Raw genomic sequence first — 20,276 nt, forward strand, 5'->3', positions numbered from 1 at the left:
GAGAGGATGCAATACCTAAAAACATGGCTCAAGCGCTGCGCGTCGGAGCTGCGGCTGATCGCGGCCTACTCGGTGGCGAACGTGCAGTCCGCGCTTGAGTATCGCTCCGCCTTTATCGTGCAGGTCGTCTCCATGGCCGCCAACGACTCGTTGTGGCTCTTCTTCTGGTGGAACTACTTCAAGCAGTTCCCGCTGGTCAACGGTTGGCAGAGCACGGATATCGTCATCTTATGGGCGATCGCCGCCGGTGGCTTCGGAGTTAGCGTCACCATCTTTGGCAACGCGCGCCAGATCCCTATGCTGATCATGAACGGAGGTCTGGACGCCTACCTGGGCATGCCGCGTTCCGTGCTGCTGCACGTCTGCATCGCGGCCACCGATCCAGCGGCCTGGGGAGATCTCCTCTTTGCCGTCGGCGCCTACCTACTGCTGGTGCGCCCCGACCCATGGAATATCGCGCTCTTCTGCCTGCTGCTGCCGCTGACCGCGCTCATCTATACATCATTCCAGGTCCTGCTTGGCTCGCTGGCCTTCTTTCTCGGCAACACCGAAGGTATGTCCCAGCAGGCCTTTAATGCCCTGATCTCGTTCAGCTCATATCCAATGGATATCTTCAACGGCGTCGTACGCGTGCTGCTCTTTACCGTGCTGCCGGCTGGCTTCATCTCGTTTGTGCCGCTGCAGCTCCTGCACCGCTTCTCGTGGTCGTTGCTGGGTGTCATGCTGGGAGCCGTCCTGATCTTCACCCTGGGCGCCGTTGCCCTCTTCCGCGCCGGGCTCCGCCGCTACGAAAGCGGCAACCTCATGGGCGCCCAAATATAACGTGACCCGTCCCCTCGGGAAGGGGACGGGTCACCATAGGTTCGGACCTCGCGTCCGATTACCCGCTCCCGATTATTTGCGCGTGCCTCGATAGGCGATAGGCCCCTCATTGACGCGCTGGAAGTAGCCAAAGAAGCTACTCATATCGCTGGCAAAGCTGATGGCAAAGGAATTCCCTTGCTGGTCGCGCCAGGAAATGTTGGCGGGCGGCGATCCAGTACCCGCGTCAACGCTAAAGCTGAGGTCAGCGGCCGTATGCCAGGAGGTAATCGCCCCCCATGAATTCTGGGTCGCGTAGGTATAGGTGGTTCCATTCTTGGCCGCCTTGTCCCCCATGGGATGGGCAAAAGCCGTTCCGCCCCTGCTCAGCAGCAGCGTCGCCATACCAGCCGTACCCGTTCTCATAAGAAAGTCGCGCCGGGCGCGCATCATCCTTTTGCTTTTCATCACATCTCCTTTTTTCGTCATTTGATAGACGAAATGATTTCAAGATCTATAGCTCACATTAAGCTCTTAATATCATCTTACCGACAAAAACCAAAAATCATTATCGAAAGCTATATATTCGATGCTGTAAAATCTGTGAATTCCATCGTTTTGCTAATGAAATGTATATTTTCTATTTCTAAGGTTGGATAAAAACCGATCGCGTATGACCAAAGGGGGGATTGGCATGATCGATCTGGTCGGTCACCAGTTGGGGAATTATCGTGTGCTGCGCCGCCTGGGGCGCGGTGGATTCGCGGACGTTTATCTAGGCGAGCAGATTCATCTGAAAAATGATGCCGCCATCAAGGTGGTGCGTACGCCGTTTACGGAAGAGCAGAGCGACGCTTTTTTGCGTGAAGCACGCATCATGGCGCACCTTGAGCATCCACATATCGTGCGCGTGCTCGATTTCGCGGTCGCATCGGGTATCGCCTACCTGGTGCTTGAATATGCGCAGGGTGGTACGTTGCGAACCATATGTCCACGAGGGACCCGACTTCCCATGGATACGCTTTTGCGTGTGCTCAGGCAGGTAGTCTCGGCCCTGCAATATATCCATGACCAGGGCCTGGTGCATCGCGATATCAAGCCGGAGAATATCCTGTTGGGTTCACAGGGAGAGGTGCTGCTCAGCGATTTTGGCCTGGTGGTCTTCGCGTCCTCCATGCACCCCTATAGCACACAGGACAGTCTCGCGGCTGGCGCGGGTACCTCAGCGTACCTGGCACCCGAGCAGATGCGGGGCCGGCCGCAGCCGGAGAGCGACCAGTATTCGCTGGGGGTCGTGCTCTTTGAATGGCTGACGGGCACGTTGCCCTTTCATGGATCGCCGATCGAGGTTGCCATGCAGCATTCATTGACGCCTCCGCCAGCCTTGCGCACGCTGCGACCCGATCTCCCTCCAGCCGTCGAACAGGTGGTGATGAAGGCTCTGGCCAAGGAGCCGGGGCTACGTTTCGCCCGTGTACAGGACCTGGCGCTGGCTCTAGAGCAGGCCGTGCGTGACGTGCCTGTACCCCTTCCTTCCCAACCCATTACGACACAGCTTTCTTCCGGGACAAGTGGCAAGCATACAGAAGATCCACCTCCTACACCGGAGTTGTGTGGGAACGCCCCTGTATTTTTCACGCCTCTACTGGGGCGCGAGCAGGATGTGGAGCGCGTATGCGCCCTGCTACGGCAGCCGAACGTGCGCCTTCTGACCCTGATGGGACCGGGCGGCGTGGGAAAAACGCGCCTTGGCTTGATGGTCGCCACGCGCATGCGCGCCTCCTTTGACGACGGAGCCTGCTTCGTCTCGCTGGCCCCCATCAGCGATGCGCGGCTGGTCCTCCCTACCATCGCGCAGCAGCTGGGGGTGAAAGAGGAGGGGGAGCGACCCATCCTGGACCTGCTCATCGCCGCCCTGCGCGACCGCCATCTGCTGCTGCTGCTGGATAATATGGAACAGGTCGCGGCAGCGGGTCCGTTGCTGGTCGACTTGCTGGCCGCCTGCCCACGCCTCAAGCTCCTGATTACCAGTCGCGCCCTGCTGCACCTGGATGGTGAGCAGGCCTTTTCGGTCCAGCCACTGGCCCTGCCCAACCTGCAGCGGCTTCCGGGACAGGAAGTGCTGGCAGTGCAGGCGGCGGTGGCGCTGTTCGTGCAGCGCGCTCAGGCGCTGCAGTCTGATTTTCGTCTGACCGACGCCAACGCTCCCGCCATCGCGGAGATCTGCGTGCGCCTGGATGGCCTCCCACTGGCGATCGAACTGGCGGCCGCGCGCAGCCGTTTGCTGACCCCCCAGGCGTTACTGGCACGGCTCTCTCCGCGCCTGGCGCTCCTCACCAGAGGAGCCACGACGCTACCCGCGCGCCAGCAGACGCTACGCGGCACATTGCAGTGGAGCTATGATCTGCTAGATAGCTATGAGCAGCGCCTTTTCGGCTCTCTCTCCATCTTTGTCGGCGGTTTTACGCTGGAGGCCGCCGAGCGCGTGTGTGGCGCGCTGTTGCGCGATGAACAGGATGCGACGATCCTGGATGGCGTGGATTCGCTGCTGGAGAAGAGTTTGTTGTATCGCGTGGAGCAACCAGCAGGTGAGGTGCGTTTCTCCATGCTTGAGACGATCCGTGAATACGGCCTGGAATGCCTGCAGACCAGTGGGCATCTGGAGGACGCGCGGCGGGAACACGCGCTTTACTACCAGAACCTGGCGCGCGAGGCGGGAGCTGACATCAGCCGTCCCGAAAAGGGGCTCTGGCTCGACCAACTGCAGCGCGAGCGGGATAATCTGCGCTCCGTTCTGAACTGGCTGCTTGAGTGCGGCGAGGTGGAGCAGGCCCTGAACCTGTGTAATGACCTGTTCTGGTTCTGGTGGACGCGCGACTATCCAGGTGAAGGGCGCATGTTTCTGGAGCGTGGGCTCTCCATCATCGGCGACCGGCTGGACGCCGTTCGGGGCTGGGCGCTGCAGACGCTGGGCATCCTGGTCAGCAATCAGGGAAACTTTGCCCACGCCGTGGAGCTCTGGCAGGCCAGTCTGGCCCTGTTCGAGCAGATAGATGGCACGCTGGGCAGCGGTTGGGCGCTTAGCAATATCGGCATCGCCACCATGTATCAGGGACAATATGCCGAGGCGCGGCAGATCCTGGAGAAAAGCCTGGCCCTGTTTCGCCAGCTGGACGCGCGCAGAGAGCGCAGCCCCGCGCAGATAGGATCTTTACCGGTCTCGGGCGGCGTTGCCTTTACCCTTCATCGCCTCGCCTCTATCGCCAATCTGCAGGGAGAGTATGCCCGCGCCAGCACACTCGCCGCGGAGAGCCTGGCGTTCTTCAGGACAACCGGAGATAGCCTTCGTATCTCCCCCATTCTGGAGATCCTGGCCGTGGCGGCCATCAACCTGGGCGAATATAGCCGCGCCCGGGCATTTCTGGATGAGAAGCTCGCCCTTGACCGTGAGAACGGTGTCAAGCGCATCATCGGCATTACGCTCATGCTACAGGGTCAACTGGCCGTTCTGCAGGGCGAGATTGATCGGGCGTATGACCTGCTGGCTGAGAGTATCGCCATCTTGAGAGAGATTGCATCGAACTGGCGACCGTCCCAGGATAACCTGGCCGAGGCGCTCTCCTTCTCTGCCCGTGTCGTCGAGCGCCAGGGAGATCCAGTCCGGGCACGAACCCTGCACGGGGAGAGCGTGGAGGCGGCGCGACATCTGTCCACCCCTCACATCCTCGCCTTCAGTCTGGAAGGGCTGGCCGCAATCGTAGCATCCCAGGGCAATCCCGCCTGGGCGGCCCGCCTCTGGGGTGCGGCCGAGGCCCTGCGCGCGAGCAGGGGAACACCCCTGCCTGCCGCCTGGCGATCCGACCATGAACACGCCATCGCCATTGCCCGTGCCACCCTTCCCGAACAGAACTTCTCCTACCTCTTATCCACGGGACGAACCCTCCCATTGGAGCAGGTCCTCTCAGACCAGCAACCCGTATTGCCGCCCCCGGACGAGCAGAAAACCGCCATCAAAGCGCCCTCCGCCTCATCCCCTGGTGGCCTCACCCCACGCGAGATGGATGTACTGCGCTTGCTGGCTCGCGGCCTCACCAGCGCCCAGATCGGCGAACAGCTGACCATCAGCCAGGTCACGGTCAACGCCCACATACGCTCCATCTACAACAAGCTCGACCTCAGCACCCGCAGCGCCGCCACCCGCTACGCCATCGAGCACCACCTCCTATAGGTTCGGCCCTCGCGTCTAATACTTCCAATTTAAGATCATGCAAAACGAGAAAAGGCCCCAGTACGTGCGGGGCTTGCCCCCGCTTGTTTGCTTCCCAAAAGAAAAGGCCCCTTCAAAGCGACCAGGAACGGTTGCATAGGATGCATCGCATCCTATTGGTTGCTTTTTCGAGCGGCGAGGAAACAAGCGGGGGCAAGCCCCGCACGTACTCTCACCTCTTTTCTTGCTGCTTGCTCTAAAGTTGAAGGTATTGGACCTCGCGTCTGGTTTCCTCTCCACGCACAAAAAAGGACCCGCCACCGTGCGCCGGGCAAGCGGTGGCGGGTCCTTTCTGGGCCGTGACGTTGCTATTTTTTGATGCCGTGGACGGTGGTGACCGACGTGGCGGGTACCCATGCTTCGCGATGGTTGTAGTTGATCTCATACCAGAGGTTGGTGGTGCCATCCTCGTTGGTGGTGATAACGGACGCGAAGATGGAGTTGTTCGGCGCGTATCCGATGACGGTGGCGCCGGTCGCCGGCTTGCCGTAGATCGGCACGTCCTTGCCATCGTTCGATGTCAGGGTCACCGGCGTGCCGTGCCCCTTCACGACCGCGTCGGGCGGCACAGCCAGCCAGGCCAGGTGCGCGTGCTGCACGATGCTGGACGGATTGCTATGCGCCTGGTCCGACTCGCCATACCAGATCTCGTACATCATGTTGCCAGTGCCGGCTGGGTCTTTGACTTTGGCGAGATAGTAGTAGCTCATGTTGCTCTCGACGTTGTTGGTCTCGTCCGTGACGTCGGTCGGGTCGACAAGCTGTGGAATCAGGCCTGATTTGGTGCTGGGACCATTATACAGGTAGAAGAAATTGAAGTTGGCCGGGGTCTCGGTCCCATTGCCACCCAGCGGGCGCGCCGCTGTTTTGGGCTGAAGGCTGATGATATGCGAATCGGTCGGACCATCCGCGAAGGGGATACCCTGCTTGTGGACGAGATTCAGGTAGTAGGTCCAAAGCCAGTAGGGACCTGGATCGACGTGGTTGGTGGTCAGAATCGGCGATGGCACCGTGCCGTGCGATACCACGTGCTCGTGATCCAGAGGGATGTCGAACTTGTTCAGCAGGTAGGCGGTGAGCTTGGCCGAACCCAGGTACTGGGCCGCGTTATACCACAGGTAGCCGGTCGCGTCCCAGCCAATGTGCTCGATGCCGATCGAGTGCTGATTATACCAGTAGTTGCCTACCTGGTAGCCCACGTCCTTATCATGCAAGAACTGGTAGACCGTCCCATCGGTATCCACCACGTAATGGATGCTGACGCCGCTATTGGGATCCTGGAACACGTTGAACGTGCCCTCCAGCGATTCCTCGGTGTCATGGATGACCACATAGTTGACCGTCAGATCATCTGGTCGATTGGCGTCCTCATAGGTGCAGTGGGGATAGCCAGCGGGCACGATATTGCAGTCGAAGGTATTGGGGTCGACGATACAATCGACCGCGCCCGGATAGTCGACATTGCCGTCGTTTTTACAGCCCGGCGCCGGAGTGATGGCCTTCACCGGGGCGGCCGTCGAAGTATTGGGCTGCACATGTTGTGGCGCGAGCGTAACGGTCTCACCGCTGTCCGTGGGCGCGCTAAAGCCGCTATTGAGCAACTTGTAGAGCGCGTCGGCATACATGATGGCCGTCGTGTGCGTCTCAGAATGGCTATATTGCGCGACCTCACCATACCAGTCCGCCAGCTTCGTGGGCTCCGTATGGCTGGGAGAGAGCTTGATCGCCTCATCCTTCAGCACGGCCGCGCCGCCGCGAATGTTCAGGGTGATATCGTTCTTCAGTTGATCGGTCGACACCCCCAGCTTTTGAGCGGCCAGGGTCAGCGTATCGGCCCGCTTATTCTGCATCAGGTGCATACAGCCGAAGCCATGGTCCAGGCTCGGCTTGCCCTGATGGTTGCTCAGGCGGCCCTCCATATAGCAGAGCCCCTTCAGCACTTCCGCCGGCACGCCGGTCTCCTTGGAAGCCTGCGCGATCGCATCATTAACGGTTGCATTCCCCTTAGAGGCCGCAGTAGCCGCGTATGCGCTGCTGCTCATCAGCCCGATAGCGGTGGAACATAATAAACAGAGAAGTGAGGGAATTAGCACGAAATACTTGAAATACAAAGATCGCGGAGATTTTTGCATCCGTGCAAAACCTTTCATTGATAGGTTCAAGCACACGTTTAATGTATGCATGAACAAATAACAATAGAAATGCCATGATCATGATTCTTTCATACAAAAAAAGATCACAGTATCGAAAAGTAGAATGCCCGACTCATACATATTAGTATAAAGAAGCATCAACAATATGTCAACCAAAAACCAAAAATGAATAAATACATTCATGAACCGTAGGTGCGCCCCTTGCGGGCGCTTGCTGCTGTAGGTGCCGGGCTTGCCCCGGCTTATCGCCAAGCGACCCTGTTTCCCTCGCGCTCGGTCCCTTTCGGATCACGAGGGAAACAGGGTCGCTTGATAGCTCCAATCGGGCGAGAAAGCTGAACCTGTTTATACGGTGCCGGCGGCGCCAACCGAGGTGAAGCTCAGCGTGCCGCCGTTGCTCTCCTGGTGATTCACGTCGCCGAAGAAGGACTGCCAGGAGCCGTTGGCGAAGCGGATCGTGTGCCAGAGGTCCTTGTTCAGCCCTACTGCCGTCACCTGAAGCTCATCGGCCACGTTGGCGCAGTCGACATCCGAGAAGCGTAGCAGCTTGCCGTTGCTCTCCTGATCATTGACGTTGCCGAAGGAGGACTGCCAGGAGCCGCTGGCGAAGCGGATGGTATGCCAGAGGACGCCTTTCTCATCGGTTGCCGTCACATGCAGATTCCCATTGATGGCGGCGCATCCTACCGATGTGAAGCGTAGCGTTTTGCCGTTGCTCTCCTGGTCATTGACGTTGCCGAAGGAGGATTGCCAGGAGCCATTGGCGAAGCGGATCGTGTGCCAGATGGTGCCGTCTCTATTGATCGCGCACACATGCAGATTTTCGCCGACGGTGGCGCAATCGACATCCGTGAAGTGCAGCAGCCGGCCATTGCTCTCCTGATCATTGACGTTACCAAATGAGGGTTGCCAGGTGCCATTGGCGAAGCGGATCGTATGCCAGATGGTGCCAAACCTGGCCAGGGTCGTTACGTGCAATTTACTGCTTGCAGTGCCGGCGCAGCTCACATCGCTGAAGCGCAGCAGCCGGCCATTGCTCTCCTGGTCATTGACGTTGCCAAACGCGGGCTGCCAGGAGCCGTTAGCCAGGCGGATGGTATGCCAGATGATCCCATCACGCCCCACCGCCGCCACATGCAGGCTGTCAAGGACGCCCCCGCAATCGACATCGGCGAAGCGCAGCAGCCGGCCATTGCTCTCCTGATCATTGACGTTGCCAAACTCGGGCTGCCAGGAGCCACCGGGAAAACGAATAGTATGGTAGATCCTGCCATCGGTTCCCAGGCCACAGGTCTGCAGGCGCGTCGTACCTATGGCGCGTTCCGTCATCTCCCAACGGGCTTCTTCTCTCTCCTCCCAGCACGGTATCTTAGGGGTCACGGCGGCCTCGGCGACTGGCAAGCGACCATCGAGCAGGTGCAATCCCACCACGCTCGCCCCTAGCACTAGACCCTGTGTGAAAAGGGCCCGACGACCAATTGAACCAGCCATCGTACCATTCGAGCCGCGTTGCTCTTCGCGTTTCCCCAAAGAAGTTTTCTCCGATGAAACCATAGACACGTTCCTCCTCACTTCTCTCACGGAGATGTTTATCTTTACATAAAAATGGGTCTTATCCTCTTACAGTTTACCCATGCCGCAAAATAAAGCTTGTGCACGGTAGCGGAAGTAGATAAACAATGTCATGACCTCTACTATGCGCGACCCATGTAGTGACAGCTAGCCCGCTTCGCAACTGGATTGATCGACCCTATGAGGAACATAATTTTGACAGGAGAACCCGCCGCAAGCCACTGGGTTTTGAACCCAGGTGGTCAGGCGGGGTTGCCCAGGCTTTAGCCCTTGCTTGTTGCACGCCCCCTCCCAGGTGGTGTAGAATAGAACACATATTCAAGTAATCGAGTCATTCACACCTCTGAAAGCCGCGTGCTTGCAGTTCTTTTCTTGCATATCCAAGGACTGCGCTCTCGCCATCGCGGTACGGTGAAGTAGGTACTACGTTTCTGAACGGCCCTTCTACCGGTGGGAAAGGAGATCAGGCTATGGCTACTGCAACGACGACCCTCAAGCAAGTGCTCAGCGGTCACGCTGACCGTACGGCCTGGTTTACGGCGACTCAGGCGTTGTTTAACCGAGTGGTGGCCTTTTATTTTGGTGTAATCAATGCCCATGATGGGGTGCTTGAGCTCTCCAACCAAGAGGCCCTCACCGCCCTGGAAAAGCTGACGCATGCCACCACCGCCAACCCTGATCCCATCATGCCTTTGCACGAGATTGCCTACCCCATTCCGGCGTTGTTTCGGCGTGCTGCCATCAATGCCGCTCTCGGTTCGGCGCGTTCCTTCTTTACCCATCTCTCCAAATGGAAGGCGCGCAAAGCCAAGGCGGAAGCCAAAGGCAAAAAATGCGGGGATCGCCCCCCTGTGCCTCCACGCACCTGGAACAAGTCTGTGCTTTTTTATACGGGACAGTGGAAGGAACGGACGGACACCTGCATTGTGCTCAAAGTATGGACGGGCTCTTGTTGGAGTTGGGTCAAGATACACACCCTGGGGCGGGAGGTGCCTGAAGGCTCTACCCTGGGGAGCCCTTCATTGATTCGCAAAGGGGATCGCTGGTGGCTGCACACGCCCCTTGAGAAAACGTTCAAGGGTCCAGCCAACGTGGCCCATCAGTTGAGCGGGCCGGCGACCAAACTGTGCTCCATTGATCTCAATCTCGGCGAAAACCTCGCCGTCTGTACCATCCAAACTGCCGAAGGTACGGTCCTTTCCACGAAATTCCTCAAAGGTGGCAAAGAAGTGCACGACTTTAGGAAGAGGCAGCTTGGCACAATTGCACGCAACCGCAACATGACTGGCCTGATCGCTCAGGGTGAGCAGGATAATGCGGCCCGCTGGCAAAAGATCAGCCATCGCGATGACGACCTGGCCCATCAGATCAGTGCTCGTATTGTCCAGTTTGCGCGAGAGCAGGGCGCCAGTATCCTGGTCTTTGAACATCTGGGTCATCTGAAACCCCAGCAGGGGAAATACAGCCGCCGAGGCAATAGCAAACGGGCTTTCTGGATGAAAGGGCGCATGTTCCGCTACAGCAAGTACAAAGCCTGGAACGCTGGCATCGTGACGAGCCGGGTGAATCCGCGCCATACGAGCCGAGAATGTGCCTGGTGCCATGAACTGGTGGCCCGCTACAGTCAGGGGCAAGCCGAGGAAGGCTACACGATGGGGGCACCACTGGTCTTCTGTGCGAAATGCGGCATGCGGGGCAATGCCGATCGCAATGCCGCCATCGTGATTGGGCAGCGTCTGCTCCAACGACAGGGGAAAAAGCCTTCCCCTTCTCATGAAGCGCATGAGGAAGCTGCGCAAGCAGCAGGTGTGGGCATCTGCCAGGAAGCCGGAGGGGACGAGGAACCATCTATTCCTCCATCTGGGCATGCAGGTCTCCAGTGGCATGGCACCGCCAAAGAGGAAGGGCGCTGGATGGAAGCGCCGTCCTCATCTATTCCTGTTCAATTACGGCTTTTCAGCGAGTAGCCTCTAGCAGACACATACTCAGAAGGCCGCGGACCCAGGAGTGGAAGAAGCTGCCGCCCTTCTAGGGCGTGCGGAGTGTCACAGAATGGAGTGGCAACGTCACTCGACGGAAGTAGCCCGAAAACCCGTGGAGATAGGTGGGGTGTTATAACCTGTTGATCATAGCGCTTATATAGATCGAGCGAGAGGAGAACGCTGATGTCAGAAGTCAGGGACGCTAACGTATCGCTAGAGGGGGCTCACCGGGATCGCATGAGTCAGCAAGAGGCGCTTGCACTGTGCGACGCGCTTCCGAGCGTCGATATCGAGACCCTGACGGGCCTCTGGCGTGGTAGCGAGGTCTCGACCAACCATCCCATGGATGGGCTACTGGCGGCGTGTGGCTGGTACGGAAAAGAATTTATCGATCGTGATAATGTCCATCCGCTGCTGTTCGCGGATCGGCGCGGAGAGCTCTTCGCCATCGATCCCCAGCGGCTCCCATTGTCCATGGGACTCAAATTGCGCTTCTTTCTGCGTACCCCACTAACGCACCGAGCCGTGTTGCTGCTACGTATCCTCTTACAGACCCGGCGCACCCGAGCCCGCGTACGCATGCTCGAGTATCGCGGCAAGCTCAGCGCCACCATGATCTACGACAACCTCCCCATCTACGACACCTTCCGCCTCATCGACCACAACACCCTCCTCGGTATCATGGACTACAAAGGTATGGAGCAACCCTTCTTCTTCAAGCTCCGCCGCGTTTGAGCGTGCCAAACACCTCTTGCTGGTGGGCGTGAGCGCCCCCTCGGCCGCACTGGTATTATGAGATGTGCAACAGGGGCGCGAATGCACCCCTGTTGCACATCTCATAATAGATCTATTTAACACATCCTTTCGACTGAGATTTCGTTTGACTTTACATAAAACCTTACCAAAAATAATTGGAACTCAAAAAGTACTATGCTCTCTTGTTTTATGTATGATAATATAGCAAACTAAGAAGAGCGTATAAAAACCTATTTGATGATCAAACGATAGAAGCGCGAAGCTTTGTAGTGTGAGGAGTGACTGTGTATGGGTAGCAAGCGTCCATCTCCTTTAGAAGACAAAAATGGCCAGAATGGCGATAATGGGAATACTAATTGGTTTCCCCCATCTGATCAGCAGGCTCAGTCGACCAGTTCGATGAAGGCACTGCGCGTATGGTATGGGATCGCGACCCCCTCTGAAGTGACGGTGAAGCCTTCCTTTGCTACCCAGGATAAGCAGCGTCGCCTGCGGCTTGCCAGCGTGATTCTGCTGCTCATGCTGGTGGTTCTATTTGCCTTTATTCGTCTGGCGCTCTTGAGCCATAATCCACTGCTCTTCCCCATTATCCTGGCGGGCATCGCTATCTGCTTGTTGACGATCGTCCTCAATCGCCGCGGGCATGTGACCGCGGTCGGCATACTGAGCGTTATCACCGTCAACGCCGCCATCATGCTCAACCTGCTGAGCGCGCCATCTGGCCTGCTGACCATGAACGGCTTCCTCACCTTTGACCTCCTCGTCTTCTCAGAGTTGCTCGCGGTCTCCCTGCTTCCGCCGAGTAGTGTCTTTGTGGTGGCGGCCCTCAACATCGGCTGTATCTGCGCGGACCTCTACCTGCAGCCGCATGCTCCTGACCTTGCGCACCTATGGGCCATTGAATCATACACCTTGCTGGTGCGTCCCATCGCCCTGCAGGTAGTTGTCGCTGTTGTCACTTTCTTGTGGGTGCGCGGCGCCCTGCGCGCCCTCAGGCGCGTTGACCGCATCGAAGAGGTTGAGCGCCTGCAGCTTGCCCTGGCCGAACAGAAGCGCGACCTGGAGGTGGGCATCCGGCAGATCCAGCAGGCCCTGACCGAGGCCGCCAACGGCAACTTCACCGTACGCGCCCCGCTGGCGCAGGAGAACGTCCTCTGGACCGTCGCCTCCTCGCTTAATACCCTGCTGGCGCGCCTGCAGCGCTCCAATCAATCCGAATATGAGCTCCAGCGCATCCGCAGCGAAGTGCAGCGCCTGATCAACAGCATCAACGAAGCCGAGGCCCGGCGTGCGCCGCTGCGCCTCTCGCCCACCGGCACCCTGCTCGACCCGCTCCTCAAGAAGCTGGTAGCTCGCCAACCCATCCAGCTCGCCTCCGATCCCGACCGCCCGGCACGCACATAGTCCCCCACCGTAGGTGCCGGGCTTGCTCCGGCTTATCGCGAAATGACCCCTTAATGTACACGTGATGAAGAATAGAGTGTTTTTTGTTTCAAATTGCGGAGGCAGATGGCATGCATATTCAGTTGATAGAGGTGCCCTATGATTCGGGGTGGCGTGGGATTCGCATGGGCGCTGGCCCTGGATATTTTGTGGAGCATGGGGTGGTTGAGAAACTGCGGGCCGCTGGGCACGTGGTCGAGCTTGAATGCATCGAGGCGCAGCGCCTCTTCCTGGCGGAGAACTATACGGCCTTTGAATTGAATCGTCAACTGGCCACACACGTGCGTGCGGCCAGAGAACGGGGTGCTATGCCGCTGGTCCTGGCGGGCAACTGCAATAGCGCGCTGGGGATTCTTGGTGGCTGTGAGGCGGCGCAGGCCGGTGTGATCTGGTTCGATGCTCACGGTGATTTCAATACCCCCGAGACCACTACCGGAGGCTTTCTAGATGGTATGGGCCTGGCGATCGCCACGGGACGCTGCTGGTCGCCCCTGGCGCGGAGCATTTCCGGCTTTACTCCCGTTCCTGATGAGCGCGTTCTCCTGGTTGGGGTACGCCAGCTCGATGATGGGGAGCAGGAACTGCTGGTGCGGTCACGCATCACGCTGCTCAAGGGAGAGCGCATCCGCGCGCTGGGAATTTCCGGGAGCCTTGAGCCGGCCCTGGATGGGCTACGCGCCCATGTCCAGCACGTGTATCTGCATATCGATCTCGATGTCCTCGACACCAGCATCGGGCGCGCTAACTCCTACGCCGAGCCCGGTGGTTTGCTGATCGAGGAGATGAAACAGGCCATCACGCTTATCGCTCGGCGCTTCGATATCGCGGCCGTCGCCTTCACCTCCTACGATCCCTCTGGCGATCCCGCTGGCCACATCTTTCGCGCCGGTATTCAGATCATGGAGCATGTTCTCACTGCGGTGTCGTAATCGCGGGAGTATGCACTTTCGATTGTCAATCGAGGGCGCGCAGCGAGGGGACGAACAGGCCGCCGAGCGCGCTGAGCGCCATCAACAGGCCCGCCCCGAGGAAGAGGACCTGCACCCCGGCGCTGGCGGCGATGTAGCCCGAGAGCGATTGCGAGAGCGGCACGAAGCCGACGCTGGCCAGCATGAAGAAGCTCATTACCCGACCCAGCAGCCCCCTGCTGACGTGTTCCTGGATTAGCGACAGGAAGACCACGAGAAGGATGCCGTTCAGGAAGGCGACAACCGCGAGGCAGAGCATGGCGAGCAGCAGGGGCGCGAAGGCCACCCCTATCATGATCGGACCCTCGATGAACTGGAGCAGGCAGAAGAAGCGTCCCCGCCGCTGGCTGGGATTTCTGAAGAGCGGCACGAGTATGCCGATGATCTCGCCGGCGGCAAAGCTCCAGATCAGCAGGCTATAGCCGCTGGCACCGATGTGCAGCACGTCTCGTGCCAGCAGCGGCAGACCGATGGCGCTTGGTCCGATGGCCGCGATGGCGGCGCAGGAATCGATCAGCAGCAGCGAGAGCAGCCATGGCGTGCGGCCGAGATAGGCAAAGCCCTGCAGCGCGTCCTGGAAGACCGACGACGACTCGCTCCTTTCCACGCGCCCCAGCGGCGCCATCATCCAGGTGACGAAGACCGCCACCGCGAATGAGAGCGAGTTCAGGGCGAAGGCCAGCGCCGGACCGCTGTGCGCCACGATCAGACCCGCCGGTACCGCGCCCAGGAAGTTGCCTACCTGGTTCAGCATCTGCATCAGGGCGTTGCCGCCGCTCAGCGCCTCAGATGGTAGCAGGTGCGGGGTGATGCTGCCGGCCGCCGGATTAAAGATGCCAGTAGCCAGGCTGTATACGATGAGTAGCAGGCCCAGTAGCCAGAGTGGCAATACTCCCATCAGCGCCAGCAGCGCGATCGCGCCCGACATCACCATGCGCGTGGCATCCGCCCAGAACATGACGGTGCGCGCATCGAGCCGATCGGTAATCACACCTCCGGCCAGCGTGATCAGAGCTTGTGGCACGCTGATGGCCATCAGCATCAGCGCCAGGTCGAGCGGCGAACCGTGCCGCTGCAGGACCAGCCAGATCAGGGCCACGCTCTGGAATGGTAGGCCCAGCGCCGAGATGGCCTGCCCGATCCACAGCAGGCGAAAGTCGCGATAGCGGAAGGGCTGAAAACCTTGCTTGAGTCCCTGAAACATTATTCTTCTTTTCCTTCCGCCGTCTCTTTGCCTGGCTCAGGCAACGTATGTAGGAGATAGGCCAGCGCCACAAAATGTTCGCGGCTCGCACGCTCGGGATCCTGCATAGCCTGATATATCTCCTCACGAAGCGCGTCCAGGTGGTTCTGGATGCGCTCCAGCCGCTCCGTCGAGACGCGGATGGGCTCATAGGCAAAGGAGAGCTGTGGCAGATGATAATCGAAGTGCCGGTTGGCCTGCATAAATTCCTGGCGCACCACCTCAAGCGTCTTCGCCGTCAGACCTTCCGCGTTGGCGGCCGCTCCCGTCTGACTTCCCAGGCGAATGACCCGCGCTACCGCCCGGTAATACTTCTCGATCACGCCCCCCTTTGGCTGCTCCGAAACGATCTCTATCAGACCAGCCGTCAGCAACTCGCGCACATGAAAGTACAGCCGTGGCGGCGTCACCTCGAACCTCGTCGCCATCTGCTTATTGGTATAGGGCGCATCCGTCAGCAGATTCACAATGCGCTGCCGCATCGGGTGCGCCAGCGCCCGCACCTGCTCCGGCGTCTCAAGGATAAGCTCATCTCGCATCACTCCTCCCTCTCATTGATTAAATTTTTATTTAATTGATAAGTAATAATTTAATCAATGAATCGAAGTTTGTCAATACAAGCAACCATCGCTCGCCGTAGGTACCAGGGTTCCCCTGATAAAAGTCACAAATAACAAATATATTTGACATTTCTGTTATTTGTGTTATTATGTACAAGAGGAAGATCACTCCAGATCAGAAAACTGGAACGTTTTGTCAAGAAGCTGGCTCTCACTGTTTGGGGCGAAGAAAAATATCTCCAGAAAAATTGAAGAAAGGTATTTCGTATGAATAAGGATGAGCAGTTGCTGTATGCAGACCACATCAGGCATTTTTATACCCTGCGGTACGGTTTTCCTCGCATGGTTGGTCGGCTGCTCGGCTATCTCTTGGTCTGTGTTCCCGAGAAGCAATCAATGAACGAGCTTGCTGATGCGCTCATGGCGAGCCGCAGTGCCATTGTTGGTGCGGTCCAGACGCTGGAGAATTACCACCTGGTCAATCGAAACCGCGCGGCCGGTCAACGAAGCGACTCAATCAGTCTCAATGCAGCTGGTCTTGAGGGGAAAGGATTTGACGTGACAGTCTACCAGGAGCAGGCTGCTCTGTTCCGAGAAGGACTGAATGCTTTGAAGGATGAGGGGCAAGATCCGCGCATCGCTCTGTTAGAAGAAGCCGCCGCACTTGCTGAATTCCTGGCCGAGCAAATACCTGCCCTCCATAAAGAATGGCGTAAGCAGCGTGACGCGCTCCGGCGTAATCGCGAGCTTTGAAACGAGCAAAGATATTATTCTATAAAGGGACGATCATGCTGAAAAAGAAGTCAAAAAAAGCCATGGGCGTTGAGGAATACGTCCTGATCAATGGAATTCATCAGTATTTGCTTCATTCTGGGACCACCGATGAAAATCCAGTCCTGTTGTTTTTGCACGGTGGCCCTGGAAGTGCAGCGTCTCTGTTTGCACATGCTTTTCAAGACAACTGGGAAGAGCTGTTTACGGTGATTCATTGGGACCAGCGTGGGACGGGAAAAACGCTGATGAAGAATCCAGAGAGCTATCCAACTGTTGATGTGCTCCTCCAGGATTTGCTAGAAGTTGTTCACTACCTCAAGAGCAGATATCACAAACCGAAGATTGTGCTCCTTGGCCATTCCTGGGGAAGCGTATTGGGGAGCCTTTTTATCAAAAGCCATCCAGAAGAGGTTGCGTATTATATTGGTGTAGGACAAATGATTAATAAACGGGCAAGTGAGCGCCTCAGCTATGCAAAAGTAAAGGAGGCCATTGTCCAGGCAAACGATCAGAGCGCTCTGAAAAAGCTTGAAGCTCTCGGTGATTATCCCGGAGAGCAGTTAGATACGCAATGGCTCAAGAAATCGCTCCAACTCCGCAAGCTGCAAGGAAAATATCATCTCACGATGAAGTCGCATGTCTCCCCGTTGAAAACCCTTGTGACCAGCCCTCTTTTTCACTTCTCCGACCTCTCTGCATTGATAAAGGGGAATAAGGCCAACAAAGAACTGATGACCTTTTTAGGGCGATTTGATTTACATGCAGATCTGGCAGAATACACAGTTCCTCTCTATTACATTGTCGGCGAACAAGACTGGCAGACGCCCGTTGCTCTTACGCAAGACTATGTTCAAAGTATTAATGCCCCCGAGAAAAAGATCTACATTATCCCAAATGCTGGACATATGGCTATGATTGACCAGCCGGTCTTGTTTCTAAACGTCCTCAGAGATATTAAAAACAGACAAGAGAACGGGAAAGGAACAGAACCGGCCGGCCTTTAGCGGCCGAAGAAGCGCTGGGTGAAGGTGGCGACGAAGCTCACCTCGATAAAGAGGCCGATGATCCCTTCGTAGGCAGAGATGGCCGTTTCGGGGTTGGCCAGCGAGTAGGTGCCGGGGAGGAAGCCGCGACCGTGAAACGAGGTAATACTGAAGATGAGCGCTTCGTGATTGGAGAGCCCGCCCGTGGCATGATAGACGATGGCGAAGGCGAAGATGGTGACGAGATAGATGGCCAGGCTGCGCTCCGGCTTGTAGCCATAGCCGGCCAACAGATCGAGGAACCAGGAGAAGAGGTACGAGGCGCCCGCGTGCAGCCTACCCCACATATCAAGGAGCCGCCGCCTGATACCCGTGTGCCCCGCCTCTTCCTCGGAGAAGATGCTGGTGCCCCAGACCATGTAGCGCAGGAGGACCACGCGCTGCAAGACCAGAGCGCGATAGGCGAAGGGCATGGCTTCGTCACTCATCCCCTGTGAGCGCATGGCGTGGGCCAGCTGGCGGTTGGCGCGGGCGGCGCCCTGATAACGATCCAGGTGCCGCTGCTTCTCTTTGACGCTCTTCTTGCTGTCCGCGCGGATCAAGAAGGTCCGGGCCAGCGCTTCATCGCCCAGGCGCGGCATGCGGAGCCAGTTGACCAGCGAAAGATTACAATCGTTCCAATGGATATCCGCCAGCAGCGCGCACCCCCAGTGTGCATCATAGAGCGTAACCTTTTCGAGCAGCGTCGCGCTATCGAAATGGACATAACGTAGATCTGCCCCTGGAAGTCTGGCCTTACGTAGATAGGCTCCTTCCAGGTGGGCATACATCAGGTTGGCCTTCTCAAGATGTGCGCCGCGCAGATACGACTCCTCTAAACGGGCCTGGAAGAGTATCGCCTGCTCCAGATTGGTGAAGCGTAGCGAGGCATTTTGCAGACAGGCGCCGCGCAGCAGCGCCCCCTCAAGGTGCGCCTCGCTGAGGTTGGCATGTTCCAGGTGGATGATTGCCTGCTCCCGCTGCTCATTCGTGGTCGCGACCCACTCCGGCTGGGTCAACCCACCCCTCAGACAGGCCAGGGGCAGGCCGCGCAGATCAACGCGCCGCAGGTCGGACCCGCGCAGATCAAGTCCCTGCCGTTGACGCTGGTCCGGCTCACTCCAGACTACCGGGCCGCGCCCCTGCTCATGGTTGATAAGCAGCCATTCGACATCGGCGCGTGTAAGCCTGATATCTTTAAATGGATAGATGCCCTGCTGAACGTCGGCCACAATAGCCAGGCGCTGCCGCAGAAACTCCTGACGTGCTATGTCAATCTCCGCCTCCCGACTCCACGCGGGAGTCACAGGAGGCAACTGAGTCCTTTCAAGTGATTGTTCCTGCTGATTCATTCTGAAATCCATCCATTCTAAGCAGAAGAAACGCGCCATTGACCTGGCTTTATTGTCATACTTCTATCTATGGCTATCATAATATATACTCAGCAGCAACGTCTAGCTGTGTTTGTTATGGCGTTGCGTTTACATCGATGGTTTGTTGATTGCTTGCTGTCTTCATGAGCGAGTGTGCGGGAGTGCGGTAGCCGAGCAGATTGAGGATGGGCGAGGTGATCATGGTGGTGACCAGGGCCATCAGGACCAGGATGGCGAACATGGTGGAGGAGAGGATGCCCATCTCGTAACCGACGTTGAGCACGATCAATTCGACCAATCCGCGCGTATTCATCAAGAAACCCAGAACGAGCGAATCTCGCCACGTTTCACCCATCAGGCGCACCGAAAACGTGCCGCCGCAGATCTTGCCGAAGCAGGCGATAAAAATGGTCAGGCCGCAGATCAGCCAGATGCCAGGGGATTGCAGCAGCCCCAGCTGCGTGCGCAGTCCACTTATGACGAAGAAGATGGGTAGGAAGAGCAGGTTGTTGAGCTTATCCATATCGTGGAGCTCTTTGCTCAGCGCGCCCGTGCGCGGCATGATAACCCCGGCGATAAAGGCGCCAAAGACGGGATGGATACCGATAGCGTTGGTGATGAACGCTGCCAGCAGCAGCATTGTCAGGCTGATCGCGATCTGTAGCGGCTGCGAAGAGATGACCGTCACGAGCCAGCGCAACAGTGGACGCACGCCCAGCAGCATTGCCGCGATAAACAAAATCGTCTCCCCGACTGTGATGACCGCCGTGGAGAGCAGCTGCGCGTGAGAGGTGGAGGCGATAATCGCCAGCAGGCACCAGGCGACGACATCACCGGCGGAGGCACAGGTGAGGGCGAGCAGGCCGATTCTGGAGTGCAGCATGTCTTTTTCCGCCAGCAGCCGGGCCAGCACAGGGAATGCCGTGATCGACATCGCGGTCCCTACCAGCAGCGAGAAGGTCAGCAAGCTAGTATGCAGTCCCGCGAACGCCGGATAGAGCCACCAGCCCAGCAGGGCGCCGAGCACAAAGGGCAGCAGCATACTATTCAGCGACGCCATGGCTACCGTGCGGCTCTGGCGCAACATCTGCTCGGTATCCAGGTGCGCTCCCAGGGCGAACATATACAGGATCAGCCCGATGTCACCAAGCACCTGCAGCGTGGACAACGAACTCGCCGGAAAGAGCTGTGACTGCAGACCGGGAAAGAACAATCCTAAGAGCGACGGACCCAATGCCAGCCCGGCCAAAATTTCACCGATGACCCATTGCTGACCAATCAGACGACAGAGGAAGCCCGCGACCTGCACCGCGACCAGAATCACGATCAGCTCCATAAGAATCTGCCCTGTGAGCATGAAGC

At 57.9% G+C, this 20,276-nt stretch carries 15 protein-coding genes; 8 read left to right on the forward strand and 7 right to left on the reverse strand.

All coding sequences use genetic code 11. From position 1 onward, the window contains the following. The first annotated feature begins 6 nt into the window (after positions 1–6). Positions 7–822, forward strand: a complete 816-nt coding sequence (locus AABA21_RS33630) for an ABC transporter permease (protein ID WP_338257026.1) — start codon at positions 7–9, stop codon at positions 820–822. 72 nt (positions 823–894) lie between these two features. Here the strand turns inward: AABA21_RS33630 and AABA21_RS33635 are convergent, their stop codons facing one another. Further along, on the reverse strand, positions 895–1,269 hold the full coding sequence (locus AABA21_RS33635; RefSeq protein ID WP_338257027.1) for a hypothetical protein: 375 nt from the start codon (positions 1,267–1,269) through the stop codon (positions 895–897). Positions 1,270–1,495: 226 nt separating this feature from the next. On the opposite strand from AABA21_RS33635, the gene AABA21_RS33640 reads away from it, so the two are divergent. Next, a complete protein-coding gene (locus AABA21_RS33640) occupies positions 1,496–5,029 on the forward strand; it encodes a protein kinase domain-containing protein (protein WP_338257028.1) in 3,534 nt (1,177 codons plus the stop codon). 347 nt (positions 5,030–5,376) lie between these two features. Here the strand turns inward: AABA21_RS33640 and AABA21_RS33645 are convergent, their stop codons facing one another. Both AABA21_RS33645 and AABA21_RS33650 read right to left on the reverse strand, forming a co-directional pair. Beyond that, the gene (locus AABA21_RS33645) at positions 5,377–7,110 is read right to left on the reverse strand and encodes an N-acetylmuramoyl-L-alanine amidase (RefSeq protein WP_338257029.1); all 1,734 of its coding nucleotides are present in this window, start codon (positions 7,108–7,110) and stop codon (positions 5,377–5,379) included. A 456-nt stretch (positions 7,111–7,566) separates the two neighbouring features. Beyond that, positions 7,567–8,775, reverse strand: coding sequence for a PLL family lectin (locus AABA21_RS33650; RefSeq protein ID WP_338257030.1), 1,209 nt, complete (start codon positions 8,773–8,775; stop codon positions 7,567–7,569). A 488-nt stretch (positions 8,776–9,263) separates the two neighbouring features. Here AABA21_RS33650 and AABA21_RS33655 point away from each other — a divergent pair, with 488 nt between their 5' ends. The 4 genes from AABA21_RS33655 (at position 9,264) to AABA21_RS33670 (ending at position 13,903) form a co-directional block, all read left to right on the forward strand. Further along, positions 9,264–10,760, forward strand: a complete 1,497-nt coding sequence (locus AABA21_RS33655) for an RNA-guided endonuclease TnpB family protein (protein ID WP_338257031.1) — start codon at positions 9,264–9,266, stop codon at positions 10,758–10,760. 252 nt (positions 10,761–11,012) lie between these two features. Then, positions 11,013–11,510, forward strand: coding sequence for a DUF4334 domain-containing protein (locus AABA21_RS33660; protein ID WP_420917241.1), 498 nt, complete (start codon positions 11,013–11,015; stop codon positions 11,508–11,510). 309 nt (positions 11,511–11,819) lie between these two features. After that, a complete protein-coding gene (locus AABA21_RS33665; protein ID WP_338257033.1) occupies positions 11,820–12,935 on the forward strand; it encodes a methyl-accepting chemotaxis protein in 1,116 nt (371 codons plus the stop codon). Between the two features lie 110 nt (positions 12,936–13,045). Next, positions 13,046–13,903, forward strand: a complete 858-nt coding sequence (locus AABA21_RS33670) for an arginase family protein (RefSeq protein WP_338257035.1) — start codon at positions 13,046–13,048, stop codon at positions 13,901–13,903. A gap of 25 nt (positions 13,904–13,928) precedes the next feature. Here AABA21_RS33670 and AABA21_RS33675 read toward each other — a convergent pair whose 3' ends face one another. Continuing rightward, entirely contained in the window at positions 13,929–15,146 is a 1,218-nt protein-coding gene (locus AABA21_RS33675) for an MFS transporter (RefSeq protein WP_338257036.1), read from the reverse strand. Beyond that, positions 15,146–15,724, reverse strand: a complete 579-nt coding sequence (locus tag AABA21_RS33680; RefSeq protein ID WP_338257037.1) for an ArsR/SmtB family transcription factor — start codon at positions 15,722–15,724, stop codon at positions 15,146–15,148. Before AABA21_RS33680 ends, AABA21_RS33675 begins: the two co-directional genes overlap by 1 nt. Positions 15,725–16,012: 288 nt before the next feature. Here AABA21_RS33680 and AABA21_RS33685 point away from each other — a divergent pair, with 288 nt between their 5' ends. Together AABA21_RS33685 and AABA21_RS33690 are read left to right on the forward strand one after the other, a co-directional pair. Beyond that, entirely contained in the window at positions 16,013–16,498 is a 486-nt protein-coding gene (locus tag AABA21_RS33685) for a hypothetical protein (RefSeq protein WP_338257039.1), read from the forward strand. 35 nt (positions 16,499–16,533) lie between these two features. Continuing rightward, positions 16,534–17,523 (forward strand): alpha/beta fold hydrolase, encoded by a 990-nt coding sequence (locus AABA21_RS33690; RefSeq protein ID WP_338257041.1) that lies wholly within the window; start codon positions 16,534–16,536, stop codon positions 17,521–17,523. Here AABA21_RS33690 and AABA21_RS33695 read toward each other — a convergent pair. Together AABA21_RS33695 and AABA21_RS33700 are read right to left on the reverse strand one after the other, a co-directional pair. After that, positions 17,520–18,893 (reverse strand): pentapeptide repeat-containing protein, encoded by a 1,374-nt coding sequence (locus AABA21_RS33695; RefSeq protein WP_338257043.1) that lies wholly within the window; start codon positions 18,891–18,893, stop codon positions 17,520–17,522. The two genes, AABA21_RS33690 and AABA21_RS33695, sit on opposite strands and share 4 nt — an antisense overlap. A 115-nt stretch (positions 18,894–19,008) precedes the next feature. Then, on the reverse strand, positions 19,009–20,271 hold the full coding sequence (locus tag AABA21_RS33700) for a cation:proton antiporter domain-containing protein (RefSeq protein ID WP_338257044.1): 1,263 nt from the start codon (positions 20,269–20,271) through the stop codon (positions 19,009–19,011). Positions 20,272–20,276 lie beyond the last annotated feature (5 nt).

The sequence above is a fragment of the Dictyobacter halimunensis genome (assembly GCF_036245075.1).